The following is a 14,272-nucleotide window of genomic DNA, read 5'->3' on the forward strand; positions in this document are numbered from 1 at the left end:
GGAGAGAGCGGGCGGGGCCGGGCGAGGGCTCAGGCGACGGAGAGCGTGACCTCGATGTTGCCGCGGGTCGCGTTCGAGTAGGGGCAGACCTGGTGCGCGGCCTCGACGAGCTTCTGGGCCTCCTCGCGGCTGACCTTCGGCAGGGTCACCTCGAGGGCGACGGCCAGGCCGAAGCCGCCCTCGCCGTTGTCACCGATCGAGACGTCGGCGACGACCTCGGAGTCGGAGACGTCCGCGCCGGACTTCTGGCCGACCAAGCGCAGGGCCGAGTGGAAGCAGGCGGCGTAGCCGGCGGCGAACAGCTGCTCGGGGTTGGTGGCACCCCCGGGTCCGCCCATCTCCTGCGGCGTGCGGACGTCGGTGGACAAGATGCCGTCGACGGACTCGACGTGGCCGTTGCGGCCGTCTCCGGTGGCAACGGCACTGGCGGTGTAAAGAGGCTTCATGACCACAACACTATTGCGCGCAATTCAATCGGGCAACAGATAGACTGGCGGCGTGGACGACTACCCGCAGCTCGCACTCGACCGACAGCTCTGCCTGCCGCTCTACGCCGCATCGCGCGCCGTGACGCGGCGCTACACCGAGCTGCTCGCCGAGGTCGGCCTGACGTACCCGCAGTACCTGTGCCTGCTGGCCCTGTGGGACGCCGGCGAGCCCCTCAGCGTCGGCGAGCTCGGCGCACGGCTGCACCTGGACTCGGGCACCCTCACTCCCCTGCTCAAGCGCATGGAGGCCGCAGGGCTCGTCTCCCGGTCGCGCGACGAGTCCGACGAACGACGGGTCCTGGTGTCGGTCACCGACCAGGGCTGGGCGCTGCGGCCACGCGTCGCGGACGTCCCCCTGCGGCTGGTGCAGGGCATGGGACTGGAGCAGGCCGACGGCGACGCCCTGCGGAGCCTGCTCGACCATCTCCTGGCCGAGCTGGAGCACTGACCCGGACGGTCAGAGCGGCAGCTTGGGCTGCGGCGGGGCGTGGGCCGGGTCGACCCCGTCGAAGAGACTGGAGACCGACTCGCCGGCGTGGATGCGCGCGATGGCCTCGGCGAACAGCGGGGCCACGGAACGGATCTTGAGCTCGGGCCAGTCGGCCGGCGCGGGAACCGTGTCGGTCGTGACGACCTCGGTGATGGCGGGGTGCGAGCGCAGCCGCTCGACCGCCTTTCCGGCGAACAGGCCGTGGGTGCAGGCCACGGAGGCCTCGGTGACGCCGAACTCCTTGAGCTTGTCCATCAGCTCGATGATCGAGCCGCCCGTGGCGATCTCGTCGTCGAGCACGATCGCGCGCTTGCCGGCGACGTCGCCGACGATCGTGTCGATCACGACCTTGTCGTCGGCCTTGCGCTGCTTGCTGCCGGCCGCCACGGGCAGGCCGAGCAGGCGCGCGAACTGCGAGGCGGTCTTGGCGTTGCCGAAGTCCGGCGAGACCACGATGGCGTTCGAGAGGTCCTGCGCCCGGTAGTGGTCGGCGAGCTCGCCCAGTGCCGTGAGGTGGTCGACCGGCACGGAGAAGAACCCGTGCACCTGCGGCGCGTGCAGCGTCATCGTGACGACCCGGCCCACCCCGGCGGTGGCCAGCAGGTCCGCGACCAGCTTGCCGCCGATCGAGATGCGGGAGGCGTCCTTCTTGTCCGAGCGCGCGTAGGCGTAGTGCGGGATCACGACCGTGACCGAGGCCGCCGAGGCGCCGCGCGCCGCGTCGACCATGAGCAGCAGCTCCATCAGGTGGTCCTGGGTCGGCGGCACCAGCGGCTGCACGATGTACACGTCGCGCTGGCGGCAGTTGGCCAGCAGCTGCACCTGGAGGCAGTCGTTGCTGAACCGCGTCGTCTCCGAACGGCTCAGTGCGATGCCGAGGTGGCTGCAGATCTCCTCGGCCAGGGAACGGTGGGCACTTCCCGAGAAGACCACGATGTCGCTCACGGATCGAAGGCTAACGGTTCGCGGCGGGCGATGAACAGGTCAGGCCCAGAGCTGACCCTCGAGGCGATCCTCCGCCTCGTCGATCGTGCCCTCGTAGGCCCCCGTCGACAGGTACTTCCACCCCGCGTCGGCCACCACGAAGGCGATGTCGGCGCGCTCGCCGGCCTTGACCGCCTTGGCGGCCTGGGCCAGCGCGGCGTGCAGGATCGCGCCCGTCGAGATGCCGGCGAAGATGCCCTCGCGGTCGATCAGCTCGCGCACCCGGCGCACGGCGTCGCGCGGCCCGACCGAGAAGCGCGAGTCGATCAACGAGGCGTCGTAGAGCTCGGGCACGAAGCCCTCGTCGATGTTGCGCAGCCCGTAGACCAGCTCGCCGTAGCGCGGCTCGGCGGCGACGATGCGGACGTCCGGCCGGTGCTCGCGGAAGAACCGTCCGACCCCCATCAGGGTGCCGGTGGTGCCCAGTCCGCCGACGAAGTGCGTGATCTCGGGCAGGTCCGCGAACAGCTCGGGCGCCGTGCCGCGGTAGTGCGCCTCGGCGTTGGCGGGGTTGCCGTACTGGTAGAGCATCACCCAGTCGGGGTGCTCCGCGGCGAGGCTCTTCGCGACCCGCACGGCCTCGTTCGAGCCGCCGGCGGCCGGCGAGCTGATGATCTCGGCCCCGAACATCGTCAGCAGCTGGCGTCGCTCGATCGACGTGTTCTCGGGCATGACGCAGATCAGCCGGTAGCCACGCTGGCGCGCGACCATCGCCAGCGAGATGCCGGTGTTGCCGCTGGTGGGCTCGAGGATCGTGCAGCCGGGCGTCAGCGATCCGTCGGCCTCGGCGGCCAGGATCATCGACAGCGCGGCACGGTCCTTGATCGAGCCCGTGGGATTGCGGTCCTCGAGCTTGGCCCACACCCGCACGTCGTCGCTCGGCGACAGGTTCGGCAGGCCGACCAGCGGCGTGTGACCGACCGAGTCGACGAGCGAGTCGTAGCGCATGCTCAGGCCGCGCCGCCCGCGACCGCGGGCAGGATGACGACGGTGTCGCCGTCGGAGAGCGCGGTCTCGAGACCACCGGTGAAGCGGACGTCCTCGTCGTTGACGTAGACGTTGACGAAGCGGCGCAGCTGGCCGTCCTCGAGGAGGCGCTCCTTGATGCCCTCGTGGTTCGCCTCGAGATCGTCGATCAGGGCGGACAGGGTGGCGCCGTCGGCGTCGACCGCGCGCTCACCCCCGGTGTAGGGGCGCAGGATCGTGGGGATGCGGACCTCGACGGCCATCAGTTGTCACCTTCGGTTCGGGGGGCTGCCTCGGCGGCAGTCGTGCTGTCTTCGGTGTAACGGTCCACGACGCGAACTTCTTCCTCGGTGATCTCGCCGTCGACGATCCGGTAGGAGCGGAAGTCGACCGGACCCGCCTCGTGGGCGCCGTCGCGGGTGGACACGAGCACGTAGTGGGCGCCGGGCTCGCCGGCGAGGTTGACGTCGGTGCGCGACGGGTAGGCCTCGGTGGCCGTGTGCGAGTGGTAGATGACGACGGGCTCCTCGTCGTTGTCGTCCATCTCGCGGTAGAGCCGCAGCAGGTCGCCGGAGTCGAACTCGTAGAACGTCGGCGACATCGCGGCGTTGAGCATCGGGATCAGCCGCTCGGGCCGGTCGGACCCGATCGGCCCGGCGATGACGCCGCAGGCCTCGTCGGGGTGGTCGCGGCGTGCGTGGGCGACGATCGCCTCGACGTGCTCGCGCAGGATGGTCAACACAGTGCCCGAGTCTATCGAGGCGCGTGCGTCACCCCGCCGGGCATCCGAGGGGCGGACCCGCGGAGGACCCTGATGTTCGTCTGGTTGAACTGCGACGTGGCGGCCCTCCGGCCGAGGTCGTCGTGGACCACGGCCTCCTCGACGAAGGCGACGCCCTCGGCGCGATCGGGGTAGGCGTCCGTTCCCGTGGCCGAGGACGTCTCACCCCGGGTGAGGAACAGCACCAGCCAGACGACGGCCAGCACAGCGACGACGGCGACCACCAGATAGAGCAAGCGACGGATCGTCATGACCGTTTCCCCCCGGTATCGGTGCGCCACTATGGCGCATCCCCGGGGTGGGCGACAAGAGCCTGCGACCGCTCAGGCGACGTTGACCAGGGTCTCCTGGACGAAGCCGAGCCAGTCGAAGACGTCACCCATCGCCACGGTGGACTCGTCGTCGGACTCGGCGAGGCGTTCGGCGTCCTCCTCGGTCTCGATCCCCAGCCGCACGGCCAGTGCGATCCGGATGTCGGTCAGCGCACGCAGCCAGGCCATGACTTGCGGCTGATCGAGCTCGACCTCGACGTGCTTGGCTCCCACATCGAGACCACCGGCCTCGAGGCTCTCGATGACGACGTGGGCGTTGGCGACCTTGCCCGACGAGAGCGACTGCTCGGTGAAGCGCCGGAACTCGGCGGACTCCTGCGGGTCGTCGCGATAGGCGTCGGGCAGGAGGCGCGCCAGCACCGGGTCCTCGGGCGGCAGGGCGGGGCCCGTCATCCCGATCATCTGCGCCAGCGGGTCGGGCTCGGACTCGCTGGGACCGTTGCGGTCCTGCAGCAGCTCGACGACCTGGCTGGCGAGGTTGACCAGCAGCTGCGCCTCGTTGAGCTCGAAGACGGCGGTGACGGTGCCGCGACGACGGCGGCGGAAGGGCTTCACACGTCGCTCCGCTCAAGAGTCGCCCACAGGCCGTACTCGTGCATCGCCTGGACGTGGCGCTCCTGCTCCTCGCGGCGCCCGCTGGAAACGACGGCGCGGCCTTCCTCGTGCACGGCGAGCATCAGTTGGTGTGCCTTCTCCTCGGTGTAGCCGAAGTAGGTCCGGAAGACGAACGCCACGTACGACATCAGGTTGACCGGGTCGTTCCAGACGATCGTCACCCACGGGTCCTCCAGCTGGATGACGAGGTCAGACTCCGGCTGTTCGGTCTCGACGGGGGCGGGGGTGGTCACGCCACCCATTGTGCCTGCCCGGGCCCGGCGCACGAAGGTCACCGTGGACCTACGCTGAGTCCATGGTGTCGACCGCGCTGCTCACCGACCACTACGAGCTGACGATGCTCCAGGCCACGCTGGCCGACGGCACCGCCGGCCGGCGCAGCGTGTTCGAGGTGTTCGGGCGGCGGCTCAACGGCGGACGCCGGTTCGGCGTCGTGGCCGGCACCGGTCGCGTGCTGGACGCGCTGGCCGACTTCCGCTTCGACCCGGCCGAGATCGACTTCCTGCGGTCGGCGCGCATCGTCGACGACACGACGTGCGACTGGCTCGCCGACTACCGCTTCACGGGCGACATCTGGGGCTACCCCGAGGGCGAGCTGTGGTTCCCGGGATCACCGATCCTGCGGGTCGACTCGACGTTCGGCGAGGGCGTCATCCTCGAGACGCTGATCCTGTCGATCCTCAACCACGACTCGGCGATCGCGTCGGCCGCGGCGCGCATGACGCTGGCCGCCGGCGACCGCCCCTGCATCGAGATGGGCACCCGGCGCACCCACGAGGAGGCCGCGGTGGCGTCCGCGCGCGCCGCGTACATCTGTGGCTTCGCCGCCACCTCGAACCTCGAGGCGGGCCGCCGGTACGCCATTCCGACCGCGGGCACCGCCGCCCACGCCTTCACGCTCGTCCACGACACCGAGCGCGACGCGTTCACCTCGCAGGTCGCCTCGCTCGGGTCCGACACGACGTTGCTGGTCGACACGTACGACACCGCGCAGGGCGTCGCCACCGCCATCGAGGTCGGTGGCGCTGCCCTCGGCGGGGTGCGGCTGGACTCCGGCGACCTGGGCGACGTGGCGCGCACCACCCGCGCCCAACTGGACGCCGCCGGGAACGCCGACACCAAGATCACGGTGACGAGCGATCTGGACGAGTACGCCATCGCCGCTCTGGCCGCGGCCCCGGTCGACGGCTACGGCGTCGGCACGTCGCTGGTCACCGGCTCGGGCTCCCCCACCAGCGGCTTCGTCTACAAGCTGGTCGCGCGGGAGGCCGGCGACGGCACGATGCTCGGCGTCGCCAAGAAGAGCAAGGACAAGGCGTCGGTCGGCGGCCGCAAGACGGCGTTGCGCCGGCTGAACTCGAAGGGCGTCGCCGAGGCCGAGGTCATCGGCATCGACATCACGCCGCGAGACGACGGCGACGACCGCGAGCTGATGGTCCCACTCGTCGAACAGGGCAAGCGCGTCCACGACGCGACCCTGCATGATGCCCGCGCACGTCTGCAGGCATCCCTGGGCGAACTGCCCGCCGCCGCGAGGCGCCTCTCCAAGGGCGACCCCGCGATCCCGACCATCTTCGAGGAGGGCTGAGATGAGCGGTCCACGCACGTTGCTCGTCGTCGACGTCCAGAACGACTTCTGTGAGGGCGGCTCCCTGGCCGTCACCGGCGGCTCGGCGGTCGCCGACGCCGTCGCCGAGCTCATCGCCCGGCAGGACTACGACCTGGTGATCGCGACCCGCGACCACCACATCGACCCGGGCTCCCACTTCAGCGACGAGCCGGACTTCGTCGACTCCTGGCCGCCGCACTGCGTGGTCGGCACGCCCGGCGCCGACCTGCACCCGGCCCTGAGCGACGACCTGTTCGCCGCGATCTTCGACAAGGGCGAGTACGAGGCCGCCTACTCGGGCTTCGAGGGCCGGAACGCCGACGGGCACGCCCTGGCCGACTTCCTGCGCGACCGAGACGTCACGGAGATCGCGGTGTGCGGCATCGCCACGGACTACTGCGTGCGAGCCACCGCCCTGGACGCCGCGGGCGAGGGCTTCAAGGTCACCGTGCTGGGCGACCTGACCGCCGCCGTGGCGCCGGACAGCATCAACCGGGTGCAGCAGGAGTGGGCCGCGGCGGGCATCAGCACCGTCACGGCCTCCTGACCCCGGCTCAGGCGACGAGCAGCTCCAGCGTCCGCACGCGGCCCGGCGTCGTGCGCGGGTCGGCGCCGCGACGCGCGGACGCGACCGGGTGCAGCATGACCTCGTCGACGTCGAACTCCGCCGCCAGCGCCTCGAGCTCCTTGCGCGCCGTGTCGGGGTCCCCGACCACCATGCGCGCCAGTCCGGAGTCCACGAGCGAGTCCATGCCCGGATCGAGCTCGAGGGCCTCGGCGTCCTCGACCAGGTCGATCGGCGCCAGCGGCTTGCCGGTCTGGAGTCGGGCCATGTTCTGCAGGTTCGGCAGCGCCAGGGCGGTCGCCTCGTCGGCGGTCTCGGCGACGACGATGTTGGCCGTCAGGAACGTGGTGGGGCGCTCGCAGATGTCGCTGGGCTGGAACTCGGAGCGGTAGACCGCGAGGGCCTCGGCCGTGCCGCGTCCGCTGAAGTGGTGAGCGAAGACGTACGGGAGGCCCTTGGCGGCGGCCAGGTGGGCCGAGTACATCGAGGAGCCGAGCAGCCACAGCTGCGGCGCGCTCACGGCGGCGGGCGTCGCCTTGAGGATGTACTGCTGGTTGGGGATCGGCACCCGCACGCCGCGGCCGTCCATCAGCGCGGCGACGTCGTCGAGGTACTGCGGGAACTTGGCGATGTCGGAGTCGTCGCGGCCAGCCGCACCGCGCAGGGCCCACGAGGTGACGGGGTCCGAGCCGGGGGCGCGTCCGATGCCGAGATCGATCCGGCCGGGGAACGCGGCCTCCAGGAGGGCGAACTGCTCGGCGACGGCCAACGGGGCGTGGTTGGGCAGCATCACGCCGCCCGAGCCGACCTTGATGCGCTCGGTCGCGGCGGCCAGCAGCGCGATGAGCACCGGCGGCGATGCGGCCGCGACGGCCGGCATGTTGTGGTGCTCGGCGACCCAGTACCGCTCGAAGCCCAGCCGGTCGGCCGTGCGGGCCAGCTCGGTGGCCGCGGCGACGGCGTCTCCCGTCGTCTGGTCGGTGCGAACAGGGACGAGATCCAGGACCGAGAACTTCATACCGGTCTCAACGACGCCGGGGGCGCGGGGATTCCCCTCGCGCTAGCGTCGGGGGATGCGCGAGGCGTTCGGAGCGACATTCATCGGACCCGAGGGGTACCTGAACACGGCGTCCTACGGCCTGCCGCCCACCGCGACGGTCGACGCCCTCGAGCGGGTCCACCGCCGTTGGGCGGCCGGCACGGCAGTGGGGTCCGACTTCGACGCCGACATCGCCACGGGTCGAGCGGCGTTCGCCGATCTCGCCGGTGTGCCGGTCTCGTCGGTCACGATGGGCGCGTCGGTCGCGGCCCTGCTCGGGCCGGTGGCCTCGGCCCTTCCCGACGGCGCGCGCGTGCTGGTCCCCGAGGGTGAGTTCACCTCGGTCAGCTTCCCGTTCGCGGCGCACCACGGCCGCGACGTCACCGTGACCGAGGCGCCGCTGCACCGTCTCCCCGAGGCCGCGAGCGAGTACGACGTCGTCGCGGTCTCGACGGTGCAGTCCGCCGACGGGGCGCGGGTCGACCTCACGGCCCTGCGCTCGGCGACCGAGGGTTCCGACACGATCGTGCTCCTGGACGCGACCCAGCAGCTGGGGTGGCTGCAGCTCGACCTGGGCTGGGCCGACGTGGTCGTCAGCTCGAGCTACAAGTGGCTGCTGGGGCCGACCGGCATCGCGTGGGGCGCCTACTCCGACCACCTCGTCGACCGCCTCGTCCCGCACCACGCGAACCGCTACGCCGGCGGCGCGCCGTGGGACACCACCTACGGCCTGCCGCTGCGGCTGACCGACGACGCGCGCCGCTTCGACATCTCCCCCGCCTGGTTCCCCGTCGTCGGTGCCGCCGCGAGCCTGGCCTGGATCTCGACGCTCGACATCGCCGAGGTCACCGCGCACTGTCGCGGCCTGGCGGATCGGGCACGTACCGCCCTCGGGCTGCCGCCGGGCGACTCGGCGATCGTCTCGATCCCGACCGAGCACGCGGCCGCCCGGTTGCAGGAGGCGGGCGTGCGCGCCTCGGTGCGCCAGGGGGCGGCGCGCATCGCCTTCGCTCTCTACAACACCGAGGACGACCTGGACCGGGTCGTCCGGGCCTTGAATGCGTGATGCCCGGTCCTGCGGGGAAGGCTGCAGGACCGGGCATCACTCCCATGTGGAACCCTGAGTTGTACGTTTGCACAGTTCTTGTGAAAAATCGAGCCCCTAGGTGCCCAAGTTCTCAATGAGGAAGCCCCCGGGGTAGCTGCGGATGCGCCGTGAGTCGCGCACGCTGCGGGGTGTGCGGCGCTCCGGCATGAGGCGGACGACCCGCCCTCGCAGGCGCAACGCCCCATGGGAGGCGCGCTCCAGCCAGGCCGGCGGATGGTCGTAGCCGAAGGCCGAACGCAGGTGCGGGTCCATGATCGCCACACTGAAGCGGCGCACCGCCGGCCGCAGCGGCCGGGGGTAGAAGGTGGTCAGCAGCGCCAGCGTCGCATCGGCCACGGCCCGCGACTTCGGGTCGAACACGAAGTGCTCGGCCTCGTAGTCGTCGAGCAACCGCTCGAACCCGGCCAGGTCCTGCGGCAGGTCGCGGATGCCCATCAGCCGACCGAGGCGCAGGTAGTACGCGACGCCCGCGGCGTCCTCGACCGGCGTCGTGCGGCGCCACCCGTACCGGTTGATCCACCGGTTCGGCATCACGACGAACGTCGCCAGCACGTACCGCAGATCGTCGTTGCTGATGTCGTAGCGGCCGTGCATCTGGTTCATCCGCCGGACTGCGGCACGGCCCGGATCGCTCTCGAGCCCCTGCTCGACCATCTCGCCCAGCAGCAGTGCCGTGTCGTCGTGGCGGCGCTGGGTGTCGGTCGTGAACTGGCCGGTGTCGTACAGCAGCCGCCCGATCGAGGGGACGGCATACGTGCGGAAGAGGGCGAAGCTCAGGGCCTGCTCGAGGTCCCACGGGAAGTCGTACTGGCCGAAGAGCCGCACGATCTGCTCGTAGTCGGCCTCGGGGTCCAGGTCCGCCGACCGGATGCGGCGGCTCATGCCGGCACCACGACGCGGGCGGCGACGAAGTCGACGATGTCCGCGACCGCATCCTCGGCTGCGGGCACGACACCCGGCAGGCTCAGGAACCCGTGCACCGTCCCCGGGTACTCCCGATACCGCACCGGCACCCCGGCCCGCTGCAGCGCCTCGCGGTAGTGGACCCCGTTGTCGAGCAGTGGATCGTGATCGGCCGTGAGGATGAACGCCGGCGGCAGCCCGTCGAACGAGGCGGCCCGCAAGGGCGAGGCGAGCGGGTCCTTCGTGCCGTACGCGTCGCCGAGGTAGAGGTGGGCGAACGCGCTCATGTTCTTCGACGTCAGGACCGCCTCGTTGGGCATCCTCAGCTCCGAGGCGAACTTCTCGTACATCTCCACGGCCGGATAGATGAGGACCTGGGCGCACAGCCGCGGACCGCCCTCTGCCACCGAGCGCTGGGCCGCGACGGCCGCCAGGTTGCCGCCGGCGCTGTCGCCCATGACGGCCATGCGGTCGATGTCGAGTCCCAGCGCGTCGGCCCGGTCGGCGATCCAGCCGAGGGCCTCCCACGTGTCGTCGACGGCCGCCGGGAACGGATGCTCGGGCGAGAGCCGGTAGGACGGTGAGATGACCGTCGCCCCGCTGCCCGCCGCCACCCGGGACGCCAGCCAGGCGGACTGCTCGGGCGTGCCCTGCACCCAGCCGCCACCGTGGAAGTTCACCACCACCGGCCGCTTCCCACCCACGCCGGTCGGGCGGTGGACCACGGCGCGCAGGGTGCGTCCCCGCAGCGGGATCTCGATCTCCTCGGCGCGGGCCCGTCGGTCGGGCCTCCCGAACACCATCCTCCCGGGCAGCGTCTGACCCAGGCGAACACGCTCGGCGCGCAGTTGCGCGTGATCGGTGGCCTCCTCGACGGGCGTGGCGAGGCGTTGCAGGACCGTGGCGAAGAACTTCGTGCGCAGTGGCAGTGGGGCACTCACGCGCACAGCCTAGAGGTCGCCTGTGATCGGGGACACACCCTCTCGGTGGTCCGGGCGCGACTCAGCCCGACGCGCGCAGCGCCCAGTCGCGCAGCAGGTCGATGCGGTGCTGCAGCTGGGCCGTGGTGGCCTGGGCCGCCGGCGGTCCGCCGCACTCCTGGCGCAGGCGGTTGTGCGTGACGCCGTGGGGCGTGCCCGTGCGGTGGTGCCACGCCGCGACGAGGGAGTTCAACTGGCGGCGCAGCTCGGCCCGGCGCTCGTACTCGACGTCGGCCTCGGCCCGCGCGGGAGCCTCGGCACGCTTGCGGTTGCGGGCGCCGCGCAGCAACTCGGCCACCTGGTCGCGCTCGAGCAGACCAGGGATGCCGAGGAAGTCGAGCTCGTCGCTGTCGCCGGCGACCATCTCGTAGTCGATCGGCGAGAACTCGTCGCCGTCGTAGACCACCCGGTCGAACGAGGCCTCGCTGCCGATCGCGGCGTACTGGTTGCCCAGCTCGTCGCTGGCGCCCTCGGACGCGTTGGCCCGGGCGATCAACGCCTCCTCGGCGGCGAACAGGTCGGACTCGTCGTGGACGGGCCGGCCGATCACGTGGTCGCGCTCGGCCTCGAGGTCGGCGGCCAGCTTCAGCAGCCCGGGAACGCTGGGCAGGAACACCGAGGCGGTCTCGCCACGACGCCGGGCACGCACGAAGCGGCCCACGGCCTGGGCGAAGAACAACGGGGTGGCGATCGTGGTGGCGTAGACGCCGACGGCCAGGCGCGGGACGTCGACGCCCTCGCTGACCATGCGCACCGCGACCATCCACGGATCGTTGCCGGCGGCGAACTCGGCGATGCGGGCACTGGAGCCGGTCTCGTCCGAGAGCACGAGGGTCGGCGCCTGCCCGGTCAGCTCCTTGAGCACCGCGGCGTAGGCGCGTGCCGACGTCTGGTCGCTGGCGATGACGAGACCGCCGGCGTCGTGGATGTCACGGCGCACCTCGATCAGGCGCTTGTGCGCGGCCTCGAGCACGGCCGGCACCCACGAGCCCGCGGGGTCGAGCGCGGTGCGCAGGGCCTGGGCGGTCTGGTCGCGCGTGAGCGGCTCGCCCAGGCGCGCCGAGACCTCGTCGCCGGCGCTGGTGCGCCACTGCATCTCGCCGGAGTAGGCCATGAACAGCACCGGCCGGACGACGCCCTCCTTGAGGGCCTCGCCGTAGCCGTAGGCATAATCGGCGACGCTGGAGATCGACCCGTCCCCCACCGGCGCGTACGTCACGAACGGGATCGGGTTGTCGTCGGAGCGGAACGGCGTGCCGGTCAGCGAGAGGCGGCGGATGGCCGGCTCGCACGCCTCCAGCACGGCCTCGCCCCAGCTGAGGGCGTCACCGGCGTGGTGGACCTCGTCGAGGATCACGAAGGTGCGGCTGCGCTCGATGCGCACGCGGTGACCGACCGGGTTGGTGGCCAGGCCCGCGTAGGTGACGCAGTAGCCGTCGAAGCGGGCGCCGAGCGCGCCGTTGAGAGTGGGCTCGAGCGCGATCCCTGAGCGGGCGGCTGCCTGGGCCCACTGCGTCTTCAGGTGCTCGGTCGGGGTGACGACCACGACCCTCTCGACGATGCGGCGGTGCAGCAGGTCGGCGGCGATCGTCAGAGCGAAGGTGGTCTTGCCCGCGCCGGGCGTGGCGACCGTGAGGAAGTCAGCGGGCTGCGTGCGGACGTACTGCTCGAACGCCTCACGCTGCCAGGCCCGCAGTGGCAGGCCGGCACTCACTGGTCGGAGTCACTCCCGGAGCCCTCGTCGTCGCCGGGCTTGAAGTTCTCCCAGATGTCCTTGCACTCGGGGCAGACCGGGAAGCGCTGCGGGTCGCGACTGGGGACCCACACCTTGCCGCACAGGGCGACGACGGGCGTCCCCATGACCATCGCCTCGGTCAGCTTGTCCTTGGGGACGTAGTGGCTGAAGCGCTCGTGATCGCCGTTGTCGAGGCGTTGTTCCGTGCGCTCGTCTGAAACGGTCTGGGCACCGCGGCCGAAGAATCCCACGTCCCCATCCTAGGCGACGGACCCGACGAGTTCGGCCGGTCCTCGCAGACGATCTCAGTTCAGGCCGGGATCGTCGGGAAGGTTCGCCCAGAACCGCACCTCGCCACGCTGGCGCCGGAGCACCTCGGTCCACAGCAACTCGGGAGTCGGCGAGATGAGGTCTGCGTCCTGGGCGGGCAGCACGAGCCACGCACCCGCCTCGATCTCGGTCTCGAGCTGCTCGGGCGACCAGCCAGCGTAGCCGGCGAAGACCCGCAGGCCGAGCAGCTCGCCGCCACCGGGCGGCGGTGCGTCGAGGTCGACCAGTCCGACCCGACCGGCGGTCTGGCGCCAGCCGATGGGACGCATCGACACGTCGGTGACGACTCCCACGGCCAGCGCCGAGTCCATGCCGACCGGTCCGCCCTCGAACAGCCGGCCCGGCGCGTTGGCCACGTCGCCCCAGTCGGGCAGCACCTCGTCGACGTCCGACTCCGTGGGGCGGTTGACGATCACGCCCAGCGCGCCGTCCTCGTCGTGGTCCAGGACGTACACGACGCTGCGCCAGAAGGGCCCTGCCTCGATCGCCGAGGTGGCGACGAGTAACTGGCCTCGCACCGATGCCATACCCCCATGATGCCTGACGTCACACGGTCCTGATCTAGACTGCCGCTCATGGCCGACGCCGAGCGCGACGAGGAGTTCACCGTCGATGTACTCGCCGAGCGGGCCGGGATGACGGTGCGCAACGTCCGCGCCTACTCCACCCGAGGCCTGATCGACCCGCCGCGGCTCGAGGGGCGCACCGGCTACTACTCCCAGAAGCACCTGCAGCGACTGGTCCTGATCCGCACGCTGCTGGGCCGCGGGTTCACGCTCGCCGCGATCGAGGACGCGATCTTGAAGTCGCCCTCCACGGCATCAAACGTGGCCCTGGACCTCATCAGCATCTTCGAGGTCGAGGACGACGAGGACCCGACCGAGTTGATCGGGCGGGCCGAGCTGGCGTCGATCTCGGGGCTGGGACCCGACCACGAGCTGCTCGACAAGATGACCGAGCTGGGCCTGCTGGAGAAGGTCGACGAGGACACGATCCGCATGCTCGAGCCGGGCGTCGTCCGGCCCGGCGCGGCCGCCGTGGCGATCGGCCTCAGTCCCGACAGCGTCGTCGACATCGTCCCGCACATGCGCGAGCACCTCGAGCAGGTCTCGGACCGGTTCGTCCACCACGTCACGCGCGACGTGGTCCAGCCGTTCCTCGACGCGGGCCTGCCCCAGGACGAGTGGCCGGTCGTGTTCGAGAAGATCGACCAGCTGATCCCCATCGCCAGCCAGGTCGTCGTCTCGATGTTCCGCAGCGTGCTGCGCCAGGCCATCGAGACCGAGATCGGCCACAAGCTGGAGGAGCTGGCCGCCGAGGGCGACCAGCCCACCTCCTGACGCGGCG

The 14,272-nt window shown here is 71.2% G+C and carries 19 protein-coding genes; 5 read left to right on the forward strand and 14 right to left on the reverse strand.

Annotation, left to right across the window (positions count from 1 at the left end):
• Positions 1-29: 29 nt before the first annotated feature.
• Positions 30-446, reverse strand: a complete 417-nt coding sequence (locus H9L21_RS11930) for an organic hydroperoxide resistance protein (protein ID WP_154596708.1) — start codon at positions 444-446, stop codon at positions 30-32.
• Between the two features lie 52 nt (positions 447-498).
• On the opposite strand from H9L21_RS11930, the gene H9L21_RS11935 reads away from it, so the two are divergent.
• Positions 499-936 carry a MarR family winged helix-turn-helix transcriptional regulator gene (locus H9L21_RS11935; RefSeq protein WP_187411500.1) on the forward strand — a complete coding sequence of 146 codons (438 nt, stop codon included), beginning with the start codon at positions 499-501 and terminating at the stop codon, positions 934-936.
• Between the two features lie 9 nt (positions 937-945).
• On the opposite strand, the gene H9L21_RS11940 is transcribed toward H9L21_RS11935, so the two are convergent.
• The 7 genes from H9L21_RS11940 to clpS form a co-directional block, all read right to left on the reverse strand.
• Complete coding sequence (locus H9L21_RS11940; protein ID WP_187411501.1) at positions 946-1,923, reverse strand: ribose-phosphate diphosphokinase; 978 nt, start codon at positions 1,921-1,923, stop codon at positions 946-948.
• A 39-nt stretch (positions 1,924-1,962) separates the two neighbouring features.
• Positions 1,963-2,910: a PLP-dependent cysteine synthase family protein gene (locus tag H9L21_RS11945; RefSeq protein WP_154596707.1), complete on the reverse strand. Its 948-nt coding sequence runs from the start codon at positions 2,908-2,910 to the stop codon at positions 1,963-1,965.
• A 2-nt stretch (positions 2,911-2,912) separates the two neighbouring features.
• Complete coding sequence (locus tag H9L21_RS11950; protein WP_154596706.1) at positions 2,913-3,191, reverse strand: MoaD/ThiS family protein; 279 nt, start codon at positions 3,189-3,191, stop codon at positions 2,913-2,915.
• Complete coding sequence (locus tag H9L21_RS11955) at positions 3,191-3,670, reverse strand: M67 family metallopeptidase (RefSeq protein ID WP_187411502.1); 480 nt, start codon at positions 3,668-3,670, stop codon at positions 3,191-3,193. The genes H9L21_RS11950 and H9L21_RS11955 overlap by 1 nt, the downstream gene beginning before the upstream one ends.
• 11 nt (positions 3,671-3,681) lie before the next feature.
• Positions 3,682-3,960, reverse strand: a complete 279-nt coding sequence (locus H9L21_RS11960; protein ID WP_154596705.1) for a hypothetical protein — start codon at positions 3,958-3,960, stop codon at positions 3,682-3,684.
• A gap of 72 nt (positions 3,961-4,032) precedes the next feature.
• Positions 4,033-4,596: a DUF2017 domain-containing protein gene (locus H9L21_RS11965; protein WP_187411503.1), complete on the reverse strand. Its 564-nt coding sequence runs from the start codon at positions 4,594-4,596 to the stop codon at positions 4,033-4,035.
• The gene (gene clpS / locus H9L21_RS11970) at positions 4,593-4,898 is read right to left on the reverse strand and encodes an ATP-dependent Clp protease adapter ClpS (RefSeq protein WP_154596704.1); all 306 of its coding nucleotides are present in this window, start codon (positions 4,896-4,898) and stop codon (positions 4,593-4,595) included. The genes H9L21_RS11965 and clpS overlap by 4 nt, the downstream gene beginning before the upstream one ends.
• Before the next feature lie 53 nt (positions 4,899-4,951).
• Here clpS and H9L21_RS11975 point away from each other — a divergent pair, with 53 nt between their 5' ends.
• A complete protein-coding gene (locus H9L21_RS11975; RefSeq protein ID WP_154596703.1) occupies positions 4,952-6,244 on the forward strand; it encodes a nicotinate phosphoribosyltransferase in 1,293 nt (430 codons plus the stop codon).
• 1 nt (position 6,245) lies between these two features.
• On the forward strand, positions 6,246-6,812 hold the full coding sequence (locus tag H9L21_RS11980) for an isochorismatase family protein (RefSeq protein WP_154596702.1): 567 nt from the start codon (positions 6,246-6,248) through the stop codon (positions 6,810-6,812).
• Positions 6,813-6,819: 7 nt separating this feature from the next.
• Here H9L21_RS11980 and H9L21_RS11985 read toward each other — a convergent pair whose 3' ends face one another.
• A complete protein-coding gene (locus H9L21_RS11985) occupies positions 6,820-7,848 on the reverse strand; it encodes an LLM class flavin-dependent oxidoreductase (protein WP_154596701.1) in 1,029 nt (342 codons plus the stop codon).
• Positions 7,849-7,903: 55 nt separating this feature from the next.
• On the opposite strand from H9L21_RS11985, the gene H9L21_RS11990 reads away from it, so the two are divergent.
• Positions 7,904-8,935: an aminotransferase class V-fold PLP-dependent enzyme gene (locus tag H9L21_RS11990; protein ID WP_154596700.1), complete on the forward strand. Its 1,032-nt coding sequence runs from the start codon at positions 7,904-7,906 to the stop codon at positions 8,933-8,935.
• 96 nt (positions 8,936-9,031) lie between these two features.
• Here the strand turns inward: H9L21_RS11990 and H9L21_RS11995 are convergent, their stop codons facing one another.
• The 5 genes from H9L21_RS11995 to H9L21_RS12015 form a co-directional block, all read right to left on the reverse strand.
• Positions 9,032-9,859 (reverse strand): oxygenase MpaB family protein, encoded by an 828-nt coding sequence (locus H9L21_RS11995; RefSeq protein ID WP_154596699.1) that lies wholly within the window; start codon positions 9,857-9,859, stop codon positions 9,032-9,034.
• Complete coding sequence (locus H9L21_RS12000; RefSeq protein WP_187411504.1) at positions 9,856-10,821, reverse strand: alpha/beta hydrolase; 966 nt, start codon at positions 10,819-10,821, stop codon at positions 9,856-9,858. Before H9L21_RS12000 ends, H9L21_RS11995 begins: the two co-directional genes overlap by 4 nt.
• A gap of 61 nt (positions 10,822-10,882) precedes the next feature.
• A complete protein-coding gene (locus tag H9L21_RS12005; RefSeq protein WP_187411505.1) occupies positions 10,883-12,574 on the reverse strand; it encodes a DEAD/DEAH box helicase in 1,692 nt (563 codons plus the stop codon).
• Entirely contained in the window at positions 12,571-12,846 is a 276-nt protein-coding gene (locus H9L21_RS12010) for a DUF3039 domain-containing protein (protein WP_187411506.1), read from the reverse strand. The genes H9L21_RS12005 and H9L21_RS12010 overlap by 4 nt, the downstream gene beginning before the upstream one ends.
• 54 nt (positions 12,847-12,900) lie before the next feature.
• Positions 12,901-13,452 (reverse strand): YqgE/AlgH family protein, encoded by a 552-nt coding sequence (locus tag H9L21_RS12015; RefSeq protein ID WP_154596698.1) that lies wholly within the window; start codon positions 13,450-13,452, stop codon positions 12,901-12,903.
• Positions 13,453-13,500: 48 nt separating this feature from the next.
• Here H9L21_RS12015 and H9L21_RS12020 point away from each other — a divergent pair, with 48 nt between their 5' ends.
• Positions 13,501-14,265, forward strand: coding sequence for a MerR family transcriptional regulator (locus H9L21_RS12020; RefSeq protein WP_154596697.1), 765 nt, complete (start codon positions 13,501-13,503; stop codon positions 14,263-14,265).
• Positions 14,266-14,272: the final 7 nt, after the last annotated feature.

Source organism: Aeromicrobium senzhongii, assembly GCF_014334735.1.
GTDB classification, from domain to species: domain Bacteria; phylum Actinomycetota; class Actinomycetes; order Propionibacteriales; family Nocardioidaceae; genus Aeromicrobium; species Aeromicrobium senzhongii.